A 16,966-nucleotide genomic window follows, 5' to 3' on the forward strand; every position below is an offset into this window, starting at 1 on the left:
AAAAAATCCCCTCATCCTAACCTTCTCCCAGAGGGAGAAGGGACTTCCATTATGAAAGTAATAGTGATTTGGAGTTAACATCAAATTTGCTTTCACAATGAAGAGTTCCCTCTCCTTTCAGGAGAGGGTTAGGGAGAGGTATTTATAAAACTTAGTATTTATAAGCCTCAGCTTTGAACGGACCTTCAACTTGAACACCAAGATAGTCAGCTTGTTCTTGAGTCAAAGTCGTTAATACGCCACCGAAACCTGCAACCATTGCAGCAGCAACTTCTTCGTCTAATTTCTTAGGAATAAGTTCTACGCGGATCGCAGCTTGTTTTTGATCTTCAGGAAGATCAGCAAATTTTTCAGCGAATAGGTGCATTTGACCCAATACTTGGTTGGCAAAAGAACCATCCATAATACGTGAAGGGTGACCGGTTGCATTACCAAGGTTCACCAAACGGCCTTCTGAAAGAAGAATAAGGTAATCATTTTCATTTTCTGAACGATACACTTGGTGAACTTGTGGCTTAACTTCAACCCACTTATAACCACGTAAGTAGTTTGTGTCGATTTCAGTATCGAAATGACCGATGTTACAAACTACAGCGCCAGCTTTTAATGAATCAAGCATTGCAGCGTCACATACGTGGTAGTTACCAGTTGTTGTTACGATCAAGTCAGTATTTTGAAGAAGATCAAGGTTGATGTCTTCTTTCTTACCCGTTTGAATGCCATTTTTATACGGAGCAACAACTTCGAAACCGTCCATGCATGCTTGCATTGCACAGATAGGGTCAACTTCAGTGACACGTACAATCATGCCTTCTTGACGAAGTGATTGAGCAGAACCTTTACCTACGTCACCATAACCGATTACAAGCGCACGACGACCAGATAAAAGCATATCTGTACCACGTTTGATTGCATCGTTAAGTGAGTGACGGCAGCCGTATTTATTGTCGTTTTTAGACTTAGTGACAGAGTCATTTACGTTAATCGCTGGAACTTTTAAAGTACCGTCGCGGTGCATTTCGTAAAGACGTTGAACACCTGTCGTTGTTTCTTCAGTAATACCGTGGATTTTAGCAATCACTTCTGGGTATTTTTCGTGAACAAGCGCAGTTAAGTCACCGCCATCATCCAGAATCATGTTGGCATCCCAAGGTGTACCGTTCACATTGATTTGCTGTTCAAGACACCACATGTATTCTTCTTCAGTTTCGCCTTTCCAAGCAAATACAGGAATACCTGCAGCAGCGATTGCAGCAGCAGCGTGGTCTTGAGTAGAGAAGATGTTGCATGAAGTCCAGCGTACTTCTGCGCCCAATTCAACTAGAGTTTCAATTAAAACTGCAGTTTGAATAGTCATGTGGATACAGCCTAGGATTTTCGCGCCAGCAAGCGGTTTAGCCGCTGCATAGCGTTTGCGAAGACCCATTAGGGCTGGCATTTCTGCTTCTGCGAGTTTGATTTCTTTACGGCCGTAGTCAGCTAGTGAAATGTCGGCAACTTTATAATCTGTAAATGAAGCATTAACCGCGTTCATCACGATCTCCTTAATAAAAACAATTGATCATTCAGTTCGCGGATGCCGTTGTTGATTGGAACGAGTGTCCAACCGAATCGTCGAGCCTAGCGATCTTATATTTAGTGCCTATAAGAAAGTCGCAGCATCCCTCGACTAGGGCAGTATTGTACTTGGAAATAGAGTGAGTTCCAATCAAAAATTGGTTAATATGTAGATGAATAATCTGATAATAAAAAGATAATAACGTACATATCATGAATATATTAAAATTTAATATTTTCCTAGTTTTACTCGTATCCTCACAAGCTGTCTCAGCAAGGCGAGGCGACTTTTCACCACAAGATATTTTTTTTCTGCCTTTAATTTTGATTGGGGTTTTATCCTTATTTAAATTTTCAGGCTTTATTGAAAATTATACGAAAGGCTTAAATTTAACCCTTAGAGTAGTCATAAAAGCAGTGAGTTTTATTATTTTGATTGGCATCATTGCCCTTATAATTATCGGGATAGGGCTAATTTCTGAGTATATTCCTGAAAAATGGTCGATGATATTCTAGTGCAATTTTAAATATAAAAAATTGGAAGCTAATAATGAAAAAATTAACTGCATTCATATGCTTGTGTTTTTCAGCACTAACATATGCCAACGATTCAACAGGCTATGTGGCAACGGGAGGGGTGCAGTACCTTAAAAATAAAGACATTCAAATGTTCAGTGAAGACCTATTTATTAGTAAAAAAATGATCAAGGTCGATTATCAGTTTAAAAATCTGAGCAATAAAGACGTGACTGAAACCATACTCTTTCCACTGCCAAAAGTTGAAAACTTCTTTGAATCTGATTTTGCCAATACTGAAAAATTGCTAAAAAGTTTTAAAGTTCAGGTGAATGGAAAAATGATTCAGCCTGAAATGCATGTGCGCACTTTTATTCAAAAAGATGAAAAAACAGCCCCGATTGATATGACGGAGAGTTTTAAGCAATGCGGGTTTACGGAAAAAGACATGCTGAATCCGTGGAGCAGGCAAGATGTTGAATATGAAACTTTTGAGAGAAAGCTTAGAAACTGTAAAAATGCAGCGCTGCAAAAAGTTTTGCCCAAAGATCCGAGTGAAGTCATTTCATGGTCATCTCAGGTAATTTACAGCTGGAAGCAAACCTTTAAAGCCAATGCGCTCACACGTGTACAGCATCAATATACACCGCTGGTGGGCGGGTCTGTGGCTTTATATCCTGATGAATATAATCAAAGTTATTGTATGGATCAAAAGTTTAAGGCAGGACTCAGAAAGGCCAAATCACAGCATGCACCATTTCAAGCACTGGGCTATATCTTAAAAACTGGCGCCAATTGGGCAAAGCCTATTCAAGATTTTAAACTGACTATCGAGCGTGATGCAGGAGAGCTGGTTTCTTTTTGCTGGGCAGGTAAAGTGAAGAAAATCAGCGCTACGCAGTTTCAAATGGTTGAAAAGAATTTTGTACCGAAACAAGATTTGGACATTATTTTTGTGAGTAAACGTCCGTCATAAGACACAATCCAGCAAGAGATATAACCAAAGTAATGAGCCTAGAAAAATTTAAATCATATGCTGCATATTTCTTGGGAATGTGTGCCTGTTTATATGGTTGTTATACTTTTTTCTATGAAAATGACAAATGGCATTTGTTGCTGTTTTCAATAATGTTGTACGGCTTGCTGTATGCAGTATTTAGATTTATCAGCAAAAAATCATGGAGCTGGTTGTGTCATGGCCTCAGTTTTATTGTTTTGTATAGCACTGTTTTAGCCATATTTTTTAGTTCAAGTTTTTTACAAATTAAAGAATTTCAACTGACTCATCCCAACTGGATTTTGGCAGATCAGGTTCATATTAATCAAGTTGAAATTGATGATTATAGGCAAAGGCGTTCACTGCAATATGCGTATACGCGAGTGCAATACCAATACATGCTGAATGAGCAAATAAGTACAGGTGTTGCAGATAAACTTGACCCGCAATATATGCTTTGGTTTCTTGAAACGTCGCAGGATTTAAAAGTCAGAGCAGCACTCAAAACTGAGCATGCAATACATCAGCAGCAGTATTCAGTGTATGTAAATACTCAAAATCCGAATCAATCCCGATTTTTTCTTAACCAAGACTATTTTGAACTTCGTAATTCAGGGTTTGCATGGCTGATTTACGGCCTTCAAATGCTGTCCTTGGTTTTAGTTCTTATCGTTGTCATTTTGCTGTGGGATGCCTTTTCTGATTCGAAAGAATCTAAGACAGCTAAAAAAAGTAAGACTAAGCCTAAGGCAAAGGTGTAAAAAGCTAAACCTGATATGGAGTAAACATCTTCGTCCTAAAAAACTTCTGCACTAGGGATAAATTTTTTTTGATGCGGCATAACTATGTTTATAAAAATTGCCGTACAAATCGCGCTGATTTGTTTATTATCACTGCAGATTTAAGTTGTGAGTTCTTATTATGTCTTTGGAAATGCCTGAAGAATTAGCCAATCTTGAAGCCAATGGCGGCATTTTTGCAGTATGGATGCTGTTGCAGCACTTAGGTATAGATGCAGATATTCAGCAGCTCATCGAAGTTTGCGCTTATGACGCTGACCATGGCACAACAACCATTGGTTTAGCCGTTGGACTGAAAAAATTTGGTTTTCAAGTAAAGTTTTACACAGAGCATGATCCTGAGCTGCAAGACAGTGAAAAACGCAGCTATACGGAAGCAGACCAATTGGAACTGCCTGTATTACCCGCAATTGGCTATGCACAAATTCAGCAGGCTTTTGAACAAAATCAGTTTGTGATTGTCTATTACGATACCCTAGAGGGCGTGGGGAATCATTCCTTGGTGTATGACATTGACGAAACTGAAATCAGTTTCTTTGACAGCTTTGATGCCATGCCATCAGATGTATTTGAACAGCAGCGTGGTGCGGAAGGCATTTGCCGACAAGTCATTATTGTGGATGTAAATGATTATGTGGCGAGCTGAGCCATATTGTTGAATGAAAAAAGCCCATCATGAGATGGGCTTTATTTTTTAGAAAATAATTGGATTATTGCTCAGCCATATTGGCTTTTTCATTCCAAAAATCTGCTTTTTCTTCATCGGCGTCGATGCCTAATCCATTGGCATAAATAAAAGCCAAATCACGCATGGCCTGAACTTCACCTAATTTTGCAGATTGTTCAACCAGTTCAATGGATTTAGCGACATCTTTTTCCACCACATCGCCGCGACGGTAAAAATTGGCCAATTCTAAAATAGCAGCAGGATGGTCATGCTTCGCCGCTTGTTCTAACCAGCGGTGCGCATGTTCAAAATAGGTTTTAGATTCTTCCGGATCTTCTTCGAGCATATCTTTGGCATAGACTGCATAGCCTTCACCCAGCCAATACATTGCTTCTACATGACCTAACTGAGCTGCTTTGAGTGCCCATTCTTCTGCAAGTTCAACATGCTCATCATTTTCACTTTGCATATAAATTTCAGCCAGTTCAAATTGAGCATCTTTATTGCCTGCCATGGCACGGTTATATAAAGCAGGAGAGATCGAAAGTTCAGACATGTGTAATCCAAAAGAGCAGAATAGGCATAGCCTAATCGGTTGGCATGAAAAAAGCCAATCCGAAGATTGGCTTTCAATGTTTAGAGAAGCTTGTCTAATGAATTAAAATTTCAATAACACAGCTGACAATACAAATACGACAACCAATGCACCAATAATTTTCCAAAAATATTCAGCGATATAACTAATACATAGCCCGACAAATAAAGCCGCAATAGTCAGCGCGCCAAACCAATAACTGATGTTATTGCTCGGCGTGCCAAGAGAGAGGCAAATTATCAAGGCGATGATCAATAGCGCCCAGCCGACTAGCGTGGCTAACCGTGTTTGGCCCACACTTAGTTCTTTGCTGTAGAACTGCTTTTGATGTTTAGACATGCTGCTTGCCAAGGCAAAAAAGCCTAAGCCACTCAGTGCCCAAATCAGGAGAGAGAACATCATGCTTCAACCTCCTTTGTGCTACGTGCTTTTTTAACAGGCAGTCCTTTATGCTTTTTCACTTTGTAAAATGAATAGGCAAACAAGATAGCCAAAAGCCACATTGCAAGATCAAAGGATGCAATCATCCATTGGCCATTTGCCATGGTATTCCAAAGCGCTTGACCACCAGTCATGAAGTTTACAATCGGCAGTAAAGCAAAAATTGCTGTGGCAAAAGCTAAAAGTTCTAGCCACGCTTGACGATGCGTACGGAACATCGCATAAACGAGCGTCAGTAGCCAAACAATAAAGAAACTACGAATTTCTAATTCCGAACGGTTTTCAAGCTGTGTGGGAATAAAACGGTTGGCATAGAAAAATGCTGCACAGGCAATGGGTAAACCAATAATCGCTGCAATATTGGTCACTTCAACCGTGCGGTAGCCAAATGATTTAAAGCCTTGTTTTTGCTGTTGCGGCGCACGTTTTACACACCACAGAATGAGACCTGTAGCGACCATCAGGGTGCCTACAATCCCTGAAATAAACAGCAGCCAACGTAGAGCTAAGTCTACACCACGTGCTTCATGTAGCGTGGTGACTACATTGTAAATACCCATCGGTACAGAAGGGTGCTTTAATTTGGCACTTTCGTCAGTTAAGTCTTTGCCTGTTACGCCATCAAATTGTTTGCTTGCATAGACATTTCGATATGCAACACTTTCACCATGTAATGCGCGTAGCTCAATTTTAGCTTGGTCTGTATTCGGTGCAATGATGCTAACGGTACTAATAGGATTAGTTCTCCATTCAGCCTGAACCGCAGTTACTATTGGCGCTAAGTTGGTCAGCGGCGCAGCAACAACAGGTTGCTCTTCACGTTTAGAGCGACGATCTCCTCGACCTTCACCACGGCCCTCAGCACGATTTTTGCCTTGGTTTTGTGCAGAATTGGCACGGGCTTGCTGTGGGCGTTCGCCACGTTCTTGAGCAGATTCACGTCCTTCAGGTTTATTTTCTTGAACCAAGGCACGATTTTGTTCTTGTAGAAATTGTCCCCGGTTTTCATAAATACGTTCAATCCCCCAAGGCATGATCGTAAATAACAGTAGCAACAGGCCACTAAAGGTGATCATGATGTGGAAGGGGAGCGCAAATACTGCGGTTGCATTATGTGCATCGAGCCAAGAACGTTGTCCTTTGCCTGAGCGGAACGTAAAGAAATCTTTAAAGATTTTTTTATGAGTAATCACACCACTAATGATGGCAACTAACATCAACAGTGTCGCTATACCGACAAACCATCGCGTCCACATACGTGGCATACCATAAAGTTCGAAATGGAAACGATAGAGAAAATTACCACCACGCGTATCGCGCGGCTCAAGCACTTCACCTGTAGCACTATCAATGTAGATTTGTTTACCACCACGGCGTGCGCGAGGGTCTTCACCTTGTTCACGCACGGTAATTAATGTGGCATTTTGACGCGTATTCGGCAGCAAAATATTCCAAGCACCTGCATTCGGATGATTTTGTTGTAAATAATTCAGTGCAACTTGAGTTTGTTGGACTTGTGAACTGGCTGGAACAGATTGATGCAGCTCAGGTGTCATCCAGACATTGATTTCATTTTTAAAGAAGCTTAGGGTTCCGGTCAGGAAAATAGCATACAGCAACCAACCTAAGATTAGGCTAGCCCATGTATGCAGCCAAGACATGGACTGGCGCGGTCCCTCTACTTTTGCATCAACACGCATTTTAGCTTCCCATCATCATGTAAATGGCATACAAACACACCGCAGGGATCACAATGCCTAAAGTTGCTTTGAGGGTTTTATTCACCATAAAGACCCAAATAAATGCACAGCTCCACAGGATAAATGCAATTAAAGTTGCACTCATGGCTGCACTTCCACGGTCTTCGCTAAACACATCTGCGATCACGATGGCCGATAGCATCGCGACAACATATCCGCCCACTAAAGCGAGGGCAAAGCGATAGAAAATCATCAAGCGATAGGTAAATAGAGAAGGAGTGTCTTTACGCGTTTTAGGCAGCGCAGATGTGAGGGGTGTCACAAGTGCCTCAGGTGGTGAGCTATTCATAAAATACTTAAGCGCTTGGAAATTGTATTAAAGTTAATCTAAATGATAACAATTATTATTAATAATTAGAATAATGTATTCACAAAATTATTGATTTTTCAGCATGCTGAGTGGAAATTGATTTAAAAAGAGGGGAATTAAAGGCGAAAAAATAGCGACCGAAGTCGCTATTTTAGAATGCAAGAATGCTTAATTGTCTACATTATTGCTCTTGTTGAATGCCTGCAACCAACCAGTCTTGATCAGAACCCGCAGGTTTAACAAAATGCCATACTTCAGCAAATGGCTGTGGCAGGCTATTTAAGTCTTCACTTACCGTACCTGTAAAACGCACACTTACAACGTATTGACCATTTTCGTTAGCAGAATCGACCACCATAGCATTTAAGTTAGAAAACTCAGCAACGTCTTCATCTTTATTCGCCATAATGTCGTTATACATAGACTGGTAAAGATCAGGCGTTAAGTAACGCTGAATTTCAGAAATGTTGCTTGCCGTATTCATCGATTGAATGTGGTTAAAACGCTGACGTGCAACACGTAAAAATGTTGCTGGTTCTGTACCATCAGGCAATTGATTGCCGCTGTTGGTATAGGCAGCACCAAAAGGCGCGTTCGTTGCTGTAGCTGCACCAAATGGAGCATTTGAAGCTGCTGAATTACCGCCTACAGAATTACCAAAAATATTCGTATTGTCATTACCTGCACGAGGTGCAGCATTTTGCTGGCCAAACGGTGCATTGTTTGCACCGCTGTTTGGCGCATACGGATTGTTAGCGGCTAGTTTTTTTTTTGCGCCCATCTTACGGAAAATGAAGAAGGCAACAGCAGCGGCAAGTAAAATCCAGATCCATCCTGGAATACCACCTTTCTCTTCCTGTTGTTGAGCTTGCGCTTCAGAAGCTGCTTGACCGTTATTGTCATCGGCCATCGCATTTGCAGCGACTGCACCAATAGCAGCACCAGCCACACCAGCAGCAACCATTCCGCCCACATTCGAGCCAGATTTTGCTGGAGCGCCAGCAGTTGCAGGCTGTTGAACAGGAGCAGATTGACGAGGTTGCTGATAAGACTGAGTTGGAGCAGCTTGACGGCTCATACCATGGCTTTTACCACCACCGGCACGTTTCGCTTCTGCAATCGGCGCTACCAAAAGGGCTGCTGTTAAAAGAGCAGTCATCAAACCACGCTGTCGAACTTCCATCAAATTTTCCTATATCTATATAAATTTAAAATAGCCATCTAGTTATGCCGCCATTTGTACTGAATTTCAATAGAATATCGGTAAAAAATTGAAAATTCATTCAAAATAAACGATTCAACGTGACTAAGACTCATCGGTCAGCGTAATTGCCTGACTCAACGCCTCATGTAAACGTGCCACAGAAATAATCTCTACACCTGAAATGGGTTTTTGCGGTGCATTACCACGAGGTAAAATAATGGTTTTAAACCCATGCTTAATGGCTTCTTTGAGTCGCTCCTGTCCATTGGGTACAGGGCGGATTTCGCCTGAAAGGCCGACTTCACCAAATACTGCCAAATGCTGTGGCAGGGCTTTAGCTCTTAAGCTAGAGGCGCAGGCTAAAAGTACCGCAAGGTCAGAACCGGTTTCTGTGATTTTTAAACCACCCACGACATTGACATAGACATCTTGTCCTGCAGTTTGTACGCCACCATGACGGTGCATAACGGCTAAAAGCATGTTTAAACGGTTTTGTTCTAAACCTAAGGCCACGCGTCGAGGTTGTCCGTGCGCATCATCTACCAAAGCCTGAACTTCAACTAAAAGTGGACGTGTACCTTCACGGCTAATCATGACAATGGAACCCGGAATGGCTTCATCATAACGACTCAGGAAAATAGCGGATGGGTTTGATACCTCGCGCAGACCTTTATCGGTCATGCCAAATACACCAAGCTCGTTGACTGCACCAAAACGGTTTTTCACTGCACGAATCATACGGAAGCGCGAGTCAGACTGACCTTCAAAATACAAAACACAATCGACCATGTGCTCAAGCACGCGAGGGCCTGCCAAAGAACCTTCTTTCGTTACGTGACCGACAATAAACAGTGCAGTGCCACTATTTTTGGCAAAGCGAGTCAGGAGTGCAGCCGATTCACGAATTTGGGAAACACCGCCCGGCGCAGACTGGAGTGTCTCGGTGTATAGGGTTTGGATCGAATCTAAAATGGCAACGGCAGGGCGTTCATGTGCCAAAACTTCACAAATACGCTCGACACAGGTTTCGGCCATGACTTTGAGTTGATCGGTCGGCAAATCTAGGCGCTGGGCACGTAGAGCCACTTGAGACAAAGATTCCTCACCAGTGACGTATAAGGCAGAACTTTTACTCGCCGCCATATAGGTTGCGGTTTGTAGCAAAATAGTGGATTTACCAATGCCGGGGTCACCACCAATCAGCACTACTGAACCTGTGACCAGTCCACCGCCGAGCACACGGTCAAATTCACCAATACCTGTTGCCATTCGAGTTTCATGCGAAACTGAAACTTGATTTAAGGTGGTCACAGCAGCAGCTTGGCCTGCATAGCCACCGCCCATTTTAGGTTGTGCACGGTGTGTAACGGCGGGTGCAATATTGACTTCGACTAATGAATTCCATTCACCACATTCGGTACATTGACCGGCCCATTTGGGATGATCAGCACCACATTGTTCACATCGATAGACACTTTTTGCTTTCGCCATAATATTTACTGTGCACAAACTCAAATTGAGTCACAGCATAGCGGTGAATACATCGAAAAACCAAGTTTTTATCGCATGAAATGACTGATGAAGGTCAATTGATGTCGTTTTATTTTCAATAGCTGCACTTTTACATAGTAAGCACTTTATAATAGCGCATTATATTTTTTGAAATGGGTCACCACATGACTGAACTATTACGACATATCGATGCCATCGCACGTGAAAAAAATCGTGATGTGTTATTTGTGCATTTTGAAGAATATGATCATCAACATCCTGAAAAAAATACGGTGCGTAATGATGTTATGCACTGGTTTGACCTGCAAAATATCGACTATTTCCCTTGTATGGGGCTAGAAGGTGAGTCTTTAATCGATAGCTATACAGGTGATTTATACCTTGACGTGCCTTTTGATAAAAGCAGCCCTGCATATAAAACCCTCAGTGAATACCTTGAAGATGAACAAGGGAACATGAAAATTCAGGGGGTATTGTTCTTTTCTTTATCTTTGGAAATTGCCCTAGAAATCGAAGCTGATCTGATGGAAGCCAGTGCTGTAGATTCTGAATATGCTGAAAATGAGTTTGGTGACCAATTTGGTGAAGGCTTTATTGAAGATGCTGAATCATATCCAAAAGATGAAGCAGCCAATGAAAGCAAGACGAAAAACGACAAATTTGATGATGGTCAAATTGGCACAATTCAATAAGTAAATATCGATTTTCAGTCCGAATAAAAAAGCCACGTGAATTCACGTGGCTTTTTGTTGAGCAGGATGCAGGTATTAGTACAACTCACCTGATTTACGACGTTCAATAAAATCTTTCGATTCTTTCACAATGATGCCTGAGAGCAATAACAGTGCAATACAGTTTGGTGCAGCCATCAAACCGTTAAAGGTATCGGCAAATAGCCAAACGAGATCAAGTGTTACAACACAGCCGACAAATACTGATGCGATGTAAATTAAGCGATAAATCATTACTGATTTTTCACCTAACAGGTAAGTACAGCATTTTTCACCATAATAGCTCCAACCCAGAATGGTTGAATAAGCGAAGAAAATAATACCGAAAGTTACGACCCAACCACCGAAGCCCGGAAGTAGTTTGTCAAAAACACTAATCGTCAAAACTGCACCGGTTTGATCACCAAAGCTTTGTCCGGCCATGATGAATCCCATCACCAGTACGATACCTGTAATTGAGCAAACAATGATGGTGTCTAAGAACGTACCTGTCATAGAGACAAGACCTTGACGTGCTGGGTGGTCAGTTTTTGCAGCCGCAGCGGCAATGGGTGCTGAGCCCATACCTGCTTCATTAGAGAATACACCACGTGCCACACCATAACGAATCGCAGCACCAATCGCACCACCCGCAGCAGCTTCGCCCGTAAATGCATAGCTAAAGATCATTTTTAGTGCAGGGATCACCAATTCAAGGTTGTTGAAAATAATGATTAAGCCACCCAATACATAACCTACCGCCATAATTGGAACAATAAATGAAGAGGCTTTAGAAATGGATTTGATGCCGCCTAAAATAACGAGTGCAGAGAATATGGTGATAACGATTGCAGTGGTGAGTGTGCTGATCCCTAAGCTGTTTTGCACAGCAAGCGCGACAGTGTTCGACTGTACTGAGCTACCAATACCAAAGGATGCCAAAGTACCAAATAGGGCAAATACCACTGCCAACCATTTCCACTTAGGTCCAAGTCCACGTTCGATGTAATACATTGGACCACCGTTCATTTCGCCATTTTCATTTTTATGACGAAACTTCACAGCGAGTACACCTTCACCATATTTGGTTGCCATACCAAAGAGCGCGGTTATCCACATCCAAAACACTGCGCCCGGACCACCGAGCACACAAGCGGTGGCTACACCGGCAATATTACCTGTACCAATGGTGGCAGAAAGTGCGGTCATAAGTGAGGCGAAATGAGAAATATCGCCATCATGTTGATTGGCTTTAGGATGCTTGCCAAAGACTTGTTTGAATGCGAAAGGCAACATGCGAAATTGCCAGAAAAGTAGTCGGAAGGTGAGGAATACACCTGTTCCGACAATGAGGACCAACATGTACGGGCCCCAGACCCATCCACTGAGTGTTTCCATGATATTTTGAATTTCTTGCATAGTATCTTCTTCTTATCGGCCCTGAGTGAGTGAATGCTACATTTTTGATATCTGTAGCAATTGATATGCCATTGTTAGAAACTTCCATGATTTTTGGCATAATTTTTTTATCGTTGGTAAAATATTTTTTGCATAAAATTTAAGTTATTACAAGTAAATTGTTGTTTTATTGGTCGCTTTAAAATGTGAACTGGCGCTAAGATTTTTATATATAAGAAAAATAAATTAACTTTGTCACTTAATCCGAAAATATAGATGATGAAAAATAATTTTGTATTTTCTGAAATTTTTACGTTAATTTGTCGCAATTGGAACGCGAAGTTGAATTAAATAATGTCAAATGAAATTCATGGATCGCACGCTGATAGCGGCGATTTGAAACGAAGCTTGTCCAACCGACACCTGCAATTGATTGCGATTGGTGGTGCGATTGGTACAGGTTTATTTATGGGGTCAGGAAAGACCATCAGTTTAGCTGGTCCGTCCATCCTTATTATCTATATGATTATTGGTTTTATGGTTTTCCTCGTCATGCGTGCATTAGGCGAGTTATTACTATCAAATCTTGAATATAAATCTTTTATCGATTTTGCAACCGACTTAATCGGCCCGTGGGCAGGCTATTTTGTGGGTTGGACCTATTGGCTGTGCTGGATCACTATAGGGATTGCTGATTTATCGGCCATCATTTATTACCTGCAATTCTTTAATGGAGGTAACCCGTTCTCGCCCGAAGAAGGGGTGATGATCAGTGTTGCCGCCATTGTATTTATCATGGGGTTAAACCTTGTTACGGTTAAACTTTTTGGTGAATTAGAGTTTTGGTTTGCACTGATTAAAATTATTGCAATCGTGGTGCTCATTGGTGTCGGTCTTTGGATGATCTTTACCGGTTTTACCTCATCGACAGGTGAAATCGCATCATTCACACATTTATGGTCACATGGTGGTCTATTCCCAACAGGAGTAACTGGCTTCTTGGCAGGTTTCCAGATCGCCATTTTTGCCTTTGTCGGTGTAGAACTCGTTGGTACTACGGCAGCAGAAACCAAAGATCCAGAACACAACTTGCCTAAAGCTGTGAACTCGATTCCGATTCGTATCATTATTTTCTATGTGCTTGCACTTGTGATTGTGATGTCCGTTACTCCATGGAATGCCATTGACCCAAGCATTTCACCATTCGTGAACTTGTTTAGCCAAGCCGGTATTGCTGCTGCTGCGATTATTATGAACTTGGTGGTGTTGTCATCAGTTATGTCATCGATGAATAGTGGTGTGTTCTCGACTTCACGTATGTTGTTTGGTTTATCTCGTGAAGAGCAAGGTCCAAAAGCGTTTGGCCGTCTAAACTCACGTGCAGTTCCGGCAAATGCGTTGTATTTCTCGGCAGTTTGTTTACTGTTGGGCGCTGCATTACAGTATTTCGTACCGAACACGGTTGAAGCCTTTACATTAGCAACTACACTTTCTACGATTTTATTTATCTGCGTATGGCTCATGATTATCTGGAGCTATATTGTTTACTATAAAACTCGTCCTGAGTTACATGCGAAGTCAACCTTTAAATTACCAGGTGGCTTATATACTTGCTGGCTTGTGATTATCTTCTTCATCGGCATGATTTATGTTTTGTCATTAGAAGCAGATACCATGAAAGCGCTCATGGTGAGCCCAATTTGGTTCATCATTTTGATTATTGGTTATTTCGGTTTTTATAAGAAAAAGCACCATTAATTTACATTTTTGAACGGATGTAAAAACATAAAAAGCTGCTCCTGAGGGGGCAGCTTTTTTATTTGGATATGGACTTATTTTAAGTTAAAACAGACTGTTTATTAGCGTTTCGATTTGTATTAAATAGCATTCAAATTGATATGCTATTTCAGTGAAATCAATAGCCTGATCGAGCTAGAAATAAAGACAAATAAGGATTGAAAACAGCATCATCAAATTTTGCTTAAATTTAGTGCAGAATGGCAAAAAGCTCACTTGGAATTACAGGGCTTTTCTTTTATCCGCGGGTTGATCACGTTATACTCGGAAAAATCTTTTCATTAGGTACGTTTATGTATCGTTTTATGAATTATAAAATTATTGTATTAGCAAGTGCTGTGCTGCTGACCGCTTGTGGTCAGTCTGGTGCATTGCATTTACCTTCAGATGCAAATGCAGATAAGCGCGCAAAATATCTGATTTATCCAGATACGCCTGCACAGCAAAAGCAGGAAAAACAAGCGGCTCCTGTTGCAACTGAATCGGAATCATCAAATTCTAACCCTACACCTTAATGCTTTTATAGAAAGGATACTTTCATGAGTTTCACCCGTACGAATGGGGTATTGCATGCAGAGCAATGTTCTTTACAACAGCTTGCACAGCAATATGGCACACCGCTTTATGTTTATTCAAAAGCTACTTTTGAAAAGCATTATTCAGATATGGATCGTGCATTTAGCTTTATCGACCATCAAATTTGTTTTGCGGTAAAGTCAAACTCTAATCTTGCGGTGTTAAACGTACTTGCCAAGCAGGGCGCTGGTTTTGATATCGTGACGGGTGGAGAACTCGCACGTGTGTTAAAAGCCGGTGGTGAAGCTTCTAAAATTGTATTCTCAGGTTTGGGTAAAACAGAAGCCGATATCCAAAAAGCATTGGACGTGGGTATTGCATGTTTTAACGTTGAATCACATGCAGAGTTGGATCGAATCCAAAAAGTTGCTGCGGCAATGGGTAAGAAAGCACCGATTTCATTGCGTGTAAATCCAGATGTTGATGCCAAAACCCATCCTTATATCTCTACGGGTTTAAAAGAAAATAAATTCGGTATTCCTTCAGACAGCGTTTTTGACACCTATGCGTATGCGGCATCATTGCCAAATCTTGAGATTATCGGGATTGATTGTCATATCGGTTCACAGTTGACTGAAACTCAGCCTTTTGTTGATGCACTTGATCGTGTCATTGTGATGATTAATCAACTGAAAGAGATGGGTATTCACCTAAAACACATCGATATTGGTGGTGGCTTAGGCGTAACGTACAAAGACGAAGTTCCGCCAACCGTTGAAGAATATGCTCAGGCAATGCGTCCGGCTTTAGAAAAATTAGGCCTTAAGGTATATATGGAGCCGGGGCGTAGTATTTCTGCAAATGCAGGTGTGTTGTTAACTAAAGTTGATTTGCTCAAACCGACCAATCATCGTAATTTTGCCATTATTGATGCCGCAATGAACGACTTAATCCGTCCTGCTTTATATGAAGCATGGATGGATATTCAGGAAGTAACGCCTCGTACTGATACAGAAAAGAAAGACTGGGATGTTGTTGGCGCGATTTGCGAAACTGGCGATTTCCTAGGAAAGCAACGTCAGTTGGCGATTCAAGAAAATGACGTGCTTGCAGTATTGGGTGCGGGTGCTTATGGTTTTGTCATGAGTTCAAACTACAACAGCCGCGGACGTGCTGCTGAAGTGATGGTTGATGGTGATCAGTCTCATTTGATTCGTGAGCGTGAAACCATCGAATCATTATGGGAACGTGAACGTTTATTGCCTTAAGGAGAAATTCGAGATGTTATTAGAATTTACCAAAATGCATGGCCTTGGCAATGATTTTATGGTGGTCGATCTAATTAGCCAACGGGCTTATTTAGATACAGTGACGATTCAGCGTTTGGCCGACCGTCATTTTGGTATTGGTTTTGATCAGCTTTTGATTGTAGAGCCACCTGATTTGCCTAATGTCGATTTTAAATATCGTATTTTTAATGCAGATGGTTCGGAAGTTGAACAATGTGGTAATGGCGTACGTTGTTTTGCACGCTTTGTGCATGAACGTAAGTTGACCAGCAAAACCAAAATCAAAGTACAAACCAAGTCAGGTATCGTAGAGCCTGAATTAGGTGCGAATGGTTGGGTGCGCGTTAATATGGGTTATCCACGCTTTTTGCCGCATGAAATTCCATTTATTGCGGAAGAGCCTGAAAACTTATACGACATTGCATTGGCGAATAATGAACAACTCACCATTGATGTAGTGAGTATGGGTAATCCGCATGCAGTGACGATCGTTCCTGATGTCATTACCGCAGACGTCGCTAAAATTGGTCCACAAGTCGAATCACATGAGCGTTTTCCACAGCGAGTAAATGCTGGCTTTATGCAAATTTTGGATGAGAAACATGCACGCTTACGTGTATTTGAACGTGGTGTCGGTGAAACTATGGCCTGTGGTACAGGTGCTTGTGCAGCGGCAGTATCAGGTATGCGTCGTGGTTTATTAGCCAATTCGGTCGAAATAGAGTTGGCAGGTGGTAAGCTGCAAATTGAGTGGCAAGAAGGTGGTGTAGTCTGGATGACTGGACCAACTGCAACAGTTTACGAAGGACGCTTAGATTTAAGCTACTTCCAAGGTTAAAATCAAAGCCCTGATTCATTCAGGGCTTTTTTTCATAAAATAAAAAGTGAATAAAAAAT

At 41.5% G+C, this 16,966-nt stretch carries 16 protein-coding genes and 1 pseudogene; 9 read left to right on the forward strand and 8 right to left on the reverse strand.

Features of this window, described 5'->3' with window-relative positions; genetic code table 11:
• Positions 1 to 151: 151 nt before the first annotated feature.
• Positions 152 to 1,534 (reverse strand): adenosylhomocysteinase, encoded by a 1,383-nt coding sequence (ahcY, locus tag FTU80_RS01325; RefSeq protein ID WP_078192086.1) that lies wholly within the window; start codon positions 1,532 to 1,534, stop codon positions 152 to 154.
• A gap of 236 nt (positions 1,535 to 1,770) precedes the next feature.
• Between ahcY and FTU80_RS01330 the strand changes: the two genes are divergently transcribed.
• The 4 genes from FTU80_RS01330 (at position 1,771) to FTU80_RS01345 (ending at position 4,516) form a co-directional block, all read left to right on the forward strand.
• A complete protein-coding gene (locus FTU80_RS01330; RefSeq protein WP_111883908.1) occupies positions 1,771 to 2,073 on the forward strand; it encodes a hypothetical protein in 303 nt (100 codons plus the stop codon).
• Positions 2,074 to 2,107: 34 nt separating this feature from the next.
• Positions 2,108 to 3,049, forward strand: a complete 942-nt coding sequence (locus tag FTU80_RS01335; protein WP_180083857.1) for a DUF4424 family protein — start codon at positions 2,108 to 2,110, stop codon at positions 3,047 to 3,049.
• 152 nt (positions 3,050 to 3,201) lie between these two features.
• On the forward strand, positions 3,202 to 3,831 hold the full coding sequence (locus FTU80_RS01340) for a hypothetical protein (RefSeq protein WP_180083859.1): 630 nt from the start codon (positions 3,202 to 3,204) through the stop codon (positions 3,829 to 3,831).
• Between the two features lie 160 nt (positions 3,832 to 3,991).
• The gene (locus tag FTU80_RS01345; RefSeq protein WP_180083861.1) at positions 3,992 to 4,516 is read left to right on the forward strand and encodes a cysteine peptidase family C39 domain-containing protein; all 525 of its coding nucleotides are present in this window, start codon (positions 3,992 to 3,994) and stop codon (positions 4,514 to 4,516) included.
• A 64-nt stretch (positions 4,517 to 4,580) separates the two neighbouring features.
• On the opposite strand, the gene FTU80_RS01350 is transcribed toward FTU80_RS01345, so the two are convergent.
• The 6 genes from FTU80_RS01350 to radA all read right to left on the reverse strand — a co-directional run bounded on the left by FTU80_RS01350 (position 4,581) and on the right by radA (position 10,338).
• Positions 4,581 to 5,093, reverse strand: coding sequence for a tetratricopeptide repeat protein (locus tag FTU80_RS01350; RefSeq protein ID WP_180008352.1), 513 nt, complete (start codon positions 5,091 to 5,093; stop codon positions 4,581 to 4,583).
• A 102-nt stretch (positions 5,094 to 5,195) separates the two neighbouring features.
• Complete coding sequence (locus FTU80_RS01355) at positions 5,196 to 5,534, reverse strand: DUF3325 domain-containing protein (RefSeq protein ID WP_180083863.1); 339 nt, start codon at positions 5,532 to 5,534, stop codon at positions 5,196 to 5,198.
• Positions 5,531 to 7,273 carry a PepSY domain-containing protein gene (locus tag FTU80_RS01360; protein WP_180083865.1) on the reverse strand — a complete coding sequence of 581 codons (1,743 nt, stop codon included), beginning with the start codon at positions 7,271 to 7,273 and terminating at the stop codon, positions 5,531 to 5,533. The genes FTU80_RS01355 and FTU80_RS01360 overlap by 4 nt, the downstream gene beginning before the upstream one ends.
• A gap of 1 nt (position 7,274) precedes the next feature.
• Positions 7,275 to 7,622: a hypothetical protein gene (locus FTU80_RS01365; RefSeq protein ID WP_180026688.1), complete on the reverse strand. Its 348-nt coding sequence runs from the start codon at positions 7,620 to 7,622 to the stop codon at positions 7,275 to 7,277.
• Between the two features lie 202 nt (positions 7,623 to 7,824).
• The gene (locus FTU80_RS01370; RefSeq protein WP_180083867.1) at positions 7,825 to 8,826 is read right to left on the reverse strand and encodes a Tim44 domain-containing protein; all 1,002 of its coding nucleotides are present in this window, start codon (positions 8,824 to 8,826) and stop codon (positions 7,825 to 7,827) included.
• 123 nt (positions 8,827 to 8,949) lie between these two features.
• Positions 8,950 to 10,338: a DNA repair protein RadA gene (gene radA, locus FTU80_RS01375; protein WP_180003350.1), complete on the reverse strand. Its 1,389-nt coding sequence runs from the start codon at positions 10,336 to 10,338 to the stop codon at positions 8,950 to 8,952.
• A 185-nt stretch (positions 10,339 to 10,523) separates the two neighbouring features.
• Between radA and FTU80_RS01380 the strand changes: the two are divergent.
• Positions 10,524 to 10,880, forward strand: a pseudogene (locus tag FTU80_RS01380) (hypothetical protein); the annotation flags it as partial.
• A 246-nt stretch (positions 10,881 to 11,126) separates the two neighbouring features.
• On the opposite strand, the gene FTU80_RS01385 reads toward FTU80_RS01380, so the two are convergent.
• Complete coding sequence (locus FTU80_RS01385; RefSeq protein ID WP_180083869.1) at positions 11,127 to 12,488, reverse strand: sodium:alanine symporter family protein; 1,362 nt, start codon at positions 12,486 to 12,488, stop codon at positions 11,127 to 11,129.
• A gap of 333 nt (positions 12,489 to 12,821) precedes the next feature.
• On the opposite strand from FTU80_RS01385, the gene FTU80_RS01390 reads away from it, so the two are divergent.
• The 4 genes from FTU80_RS01390 to dapF all read left to right on the forward strand — a co-directional run bounded on the left by FTU80_RS01390 (position 12,822) and on the right by dapF (position 16,907).
• On the forward strand, positions 12,822 to 14,225 hold the full coding sequence (locus FTU80_RS01390) for an amino acid permease (RefSeq protein WP_078192075.1): 1,404 nt from the start codon (positions 12,822 to 12,824) through the stop codon (positions 14,223 to 14,225).
• A 344-nt stretch (positions 14,226 to 14,569) separates the two neighbouring features.
• Positions 14,570 to 14,779: a lipoprotein gene (locus FTU80_RS01395; RefSeq protein WP_372491094.1), complete on the forward strand. Its 210-nt coding sequence runs from the start codon at positions 14,570 to 14,572 to the stop codon at positions 14,777 to 14,779.
• Between the two features lie 24 nt (positions 14,780 to 14,803).
• Positions 14,804 to 16,048, forward strand: coding sequence for a diaminopimelate decarboxylase (lysA, locus tag FTU80_RS01400; RefSeq protein ID WP_180056051.1), 1,245 nt, complete (start codon positions 14,804 to 14,806; stop codon positions 16,046 to 16,048).
• 13 nt (positions 16,049 to 16,061) lie between these two features.
• Positions 16,062 to 16,907 (forward strand): diaminopimelate epimerase, encoded by an 846-nt coding sequence (gene dapF / locus FTU80_RS01405; RefSeq protein WP_180008334.1) that lies wholly within the window; start codon positions 16,062 to 16,064, stop codon positions 16,905 to 16,907.
• Positions 16,908 to 16,966 lie beyond the last annotated feature (59 nt).

The organism is Acinetobacter sp. YH12145 (assembly GCF_013418335.1).
In the GTDB taxonomy this organism is placed as follows: domain Bacteria; phylum Pseudomonadota; class Gammaproteobacteria; order Pseudomonadales; family Moraxellaceae; genus Acinetobacter; species Acinetobacter amyesii.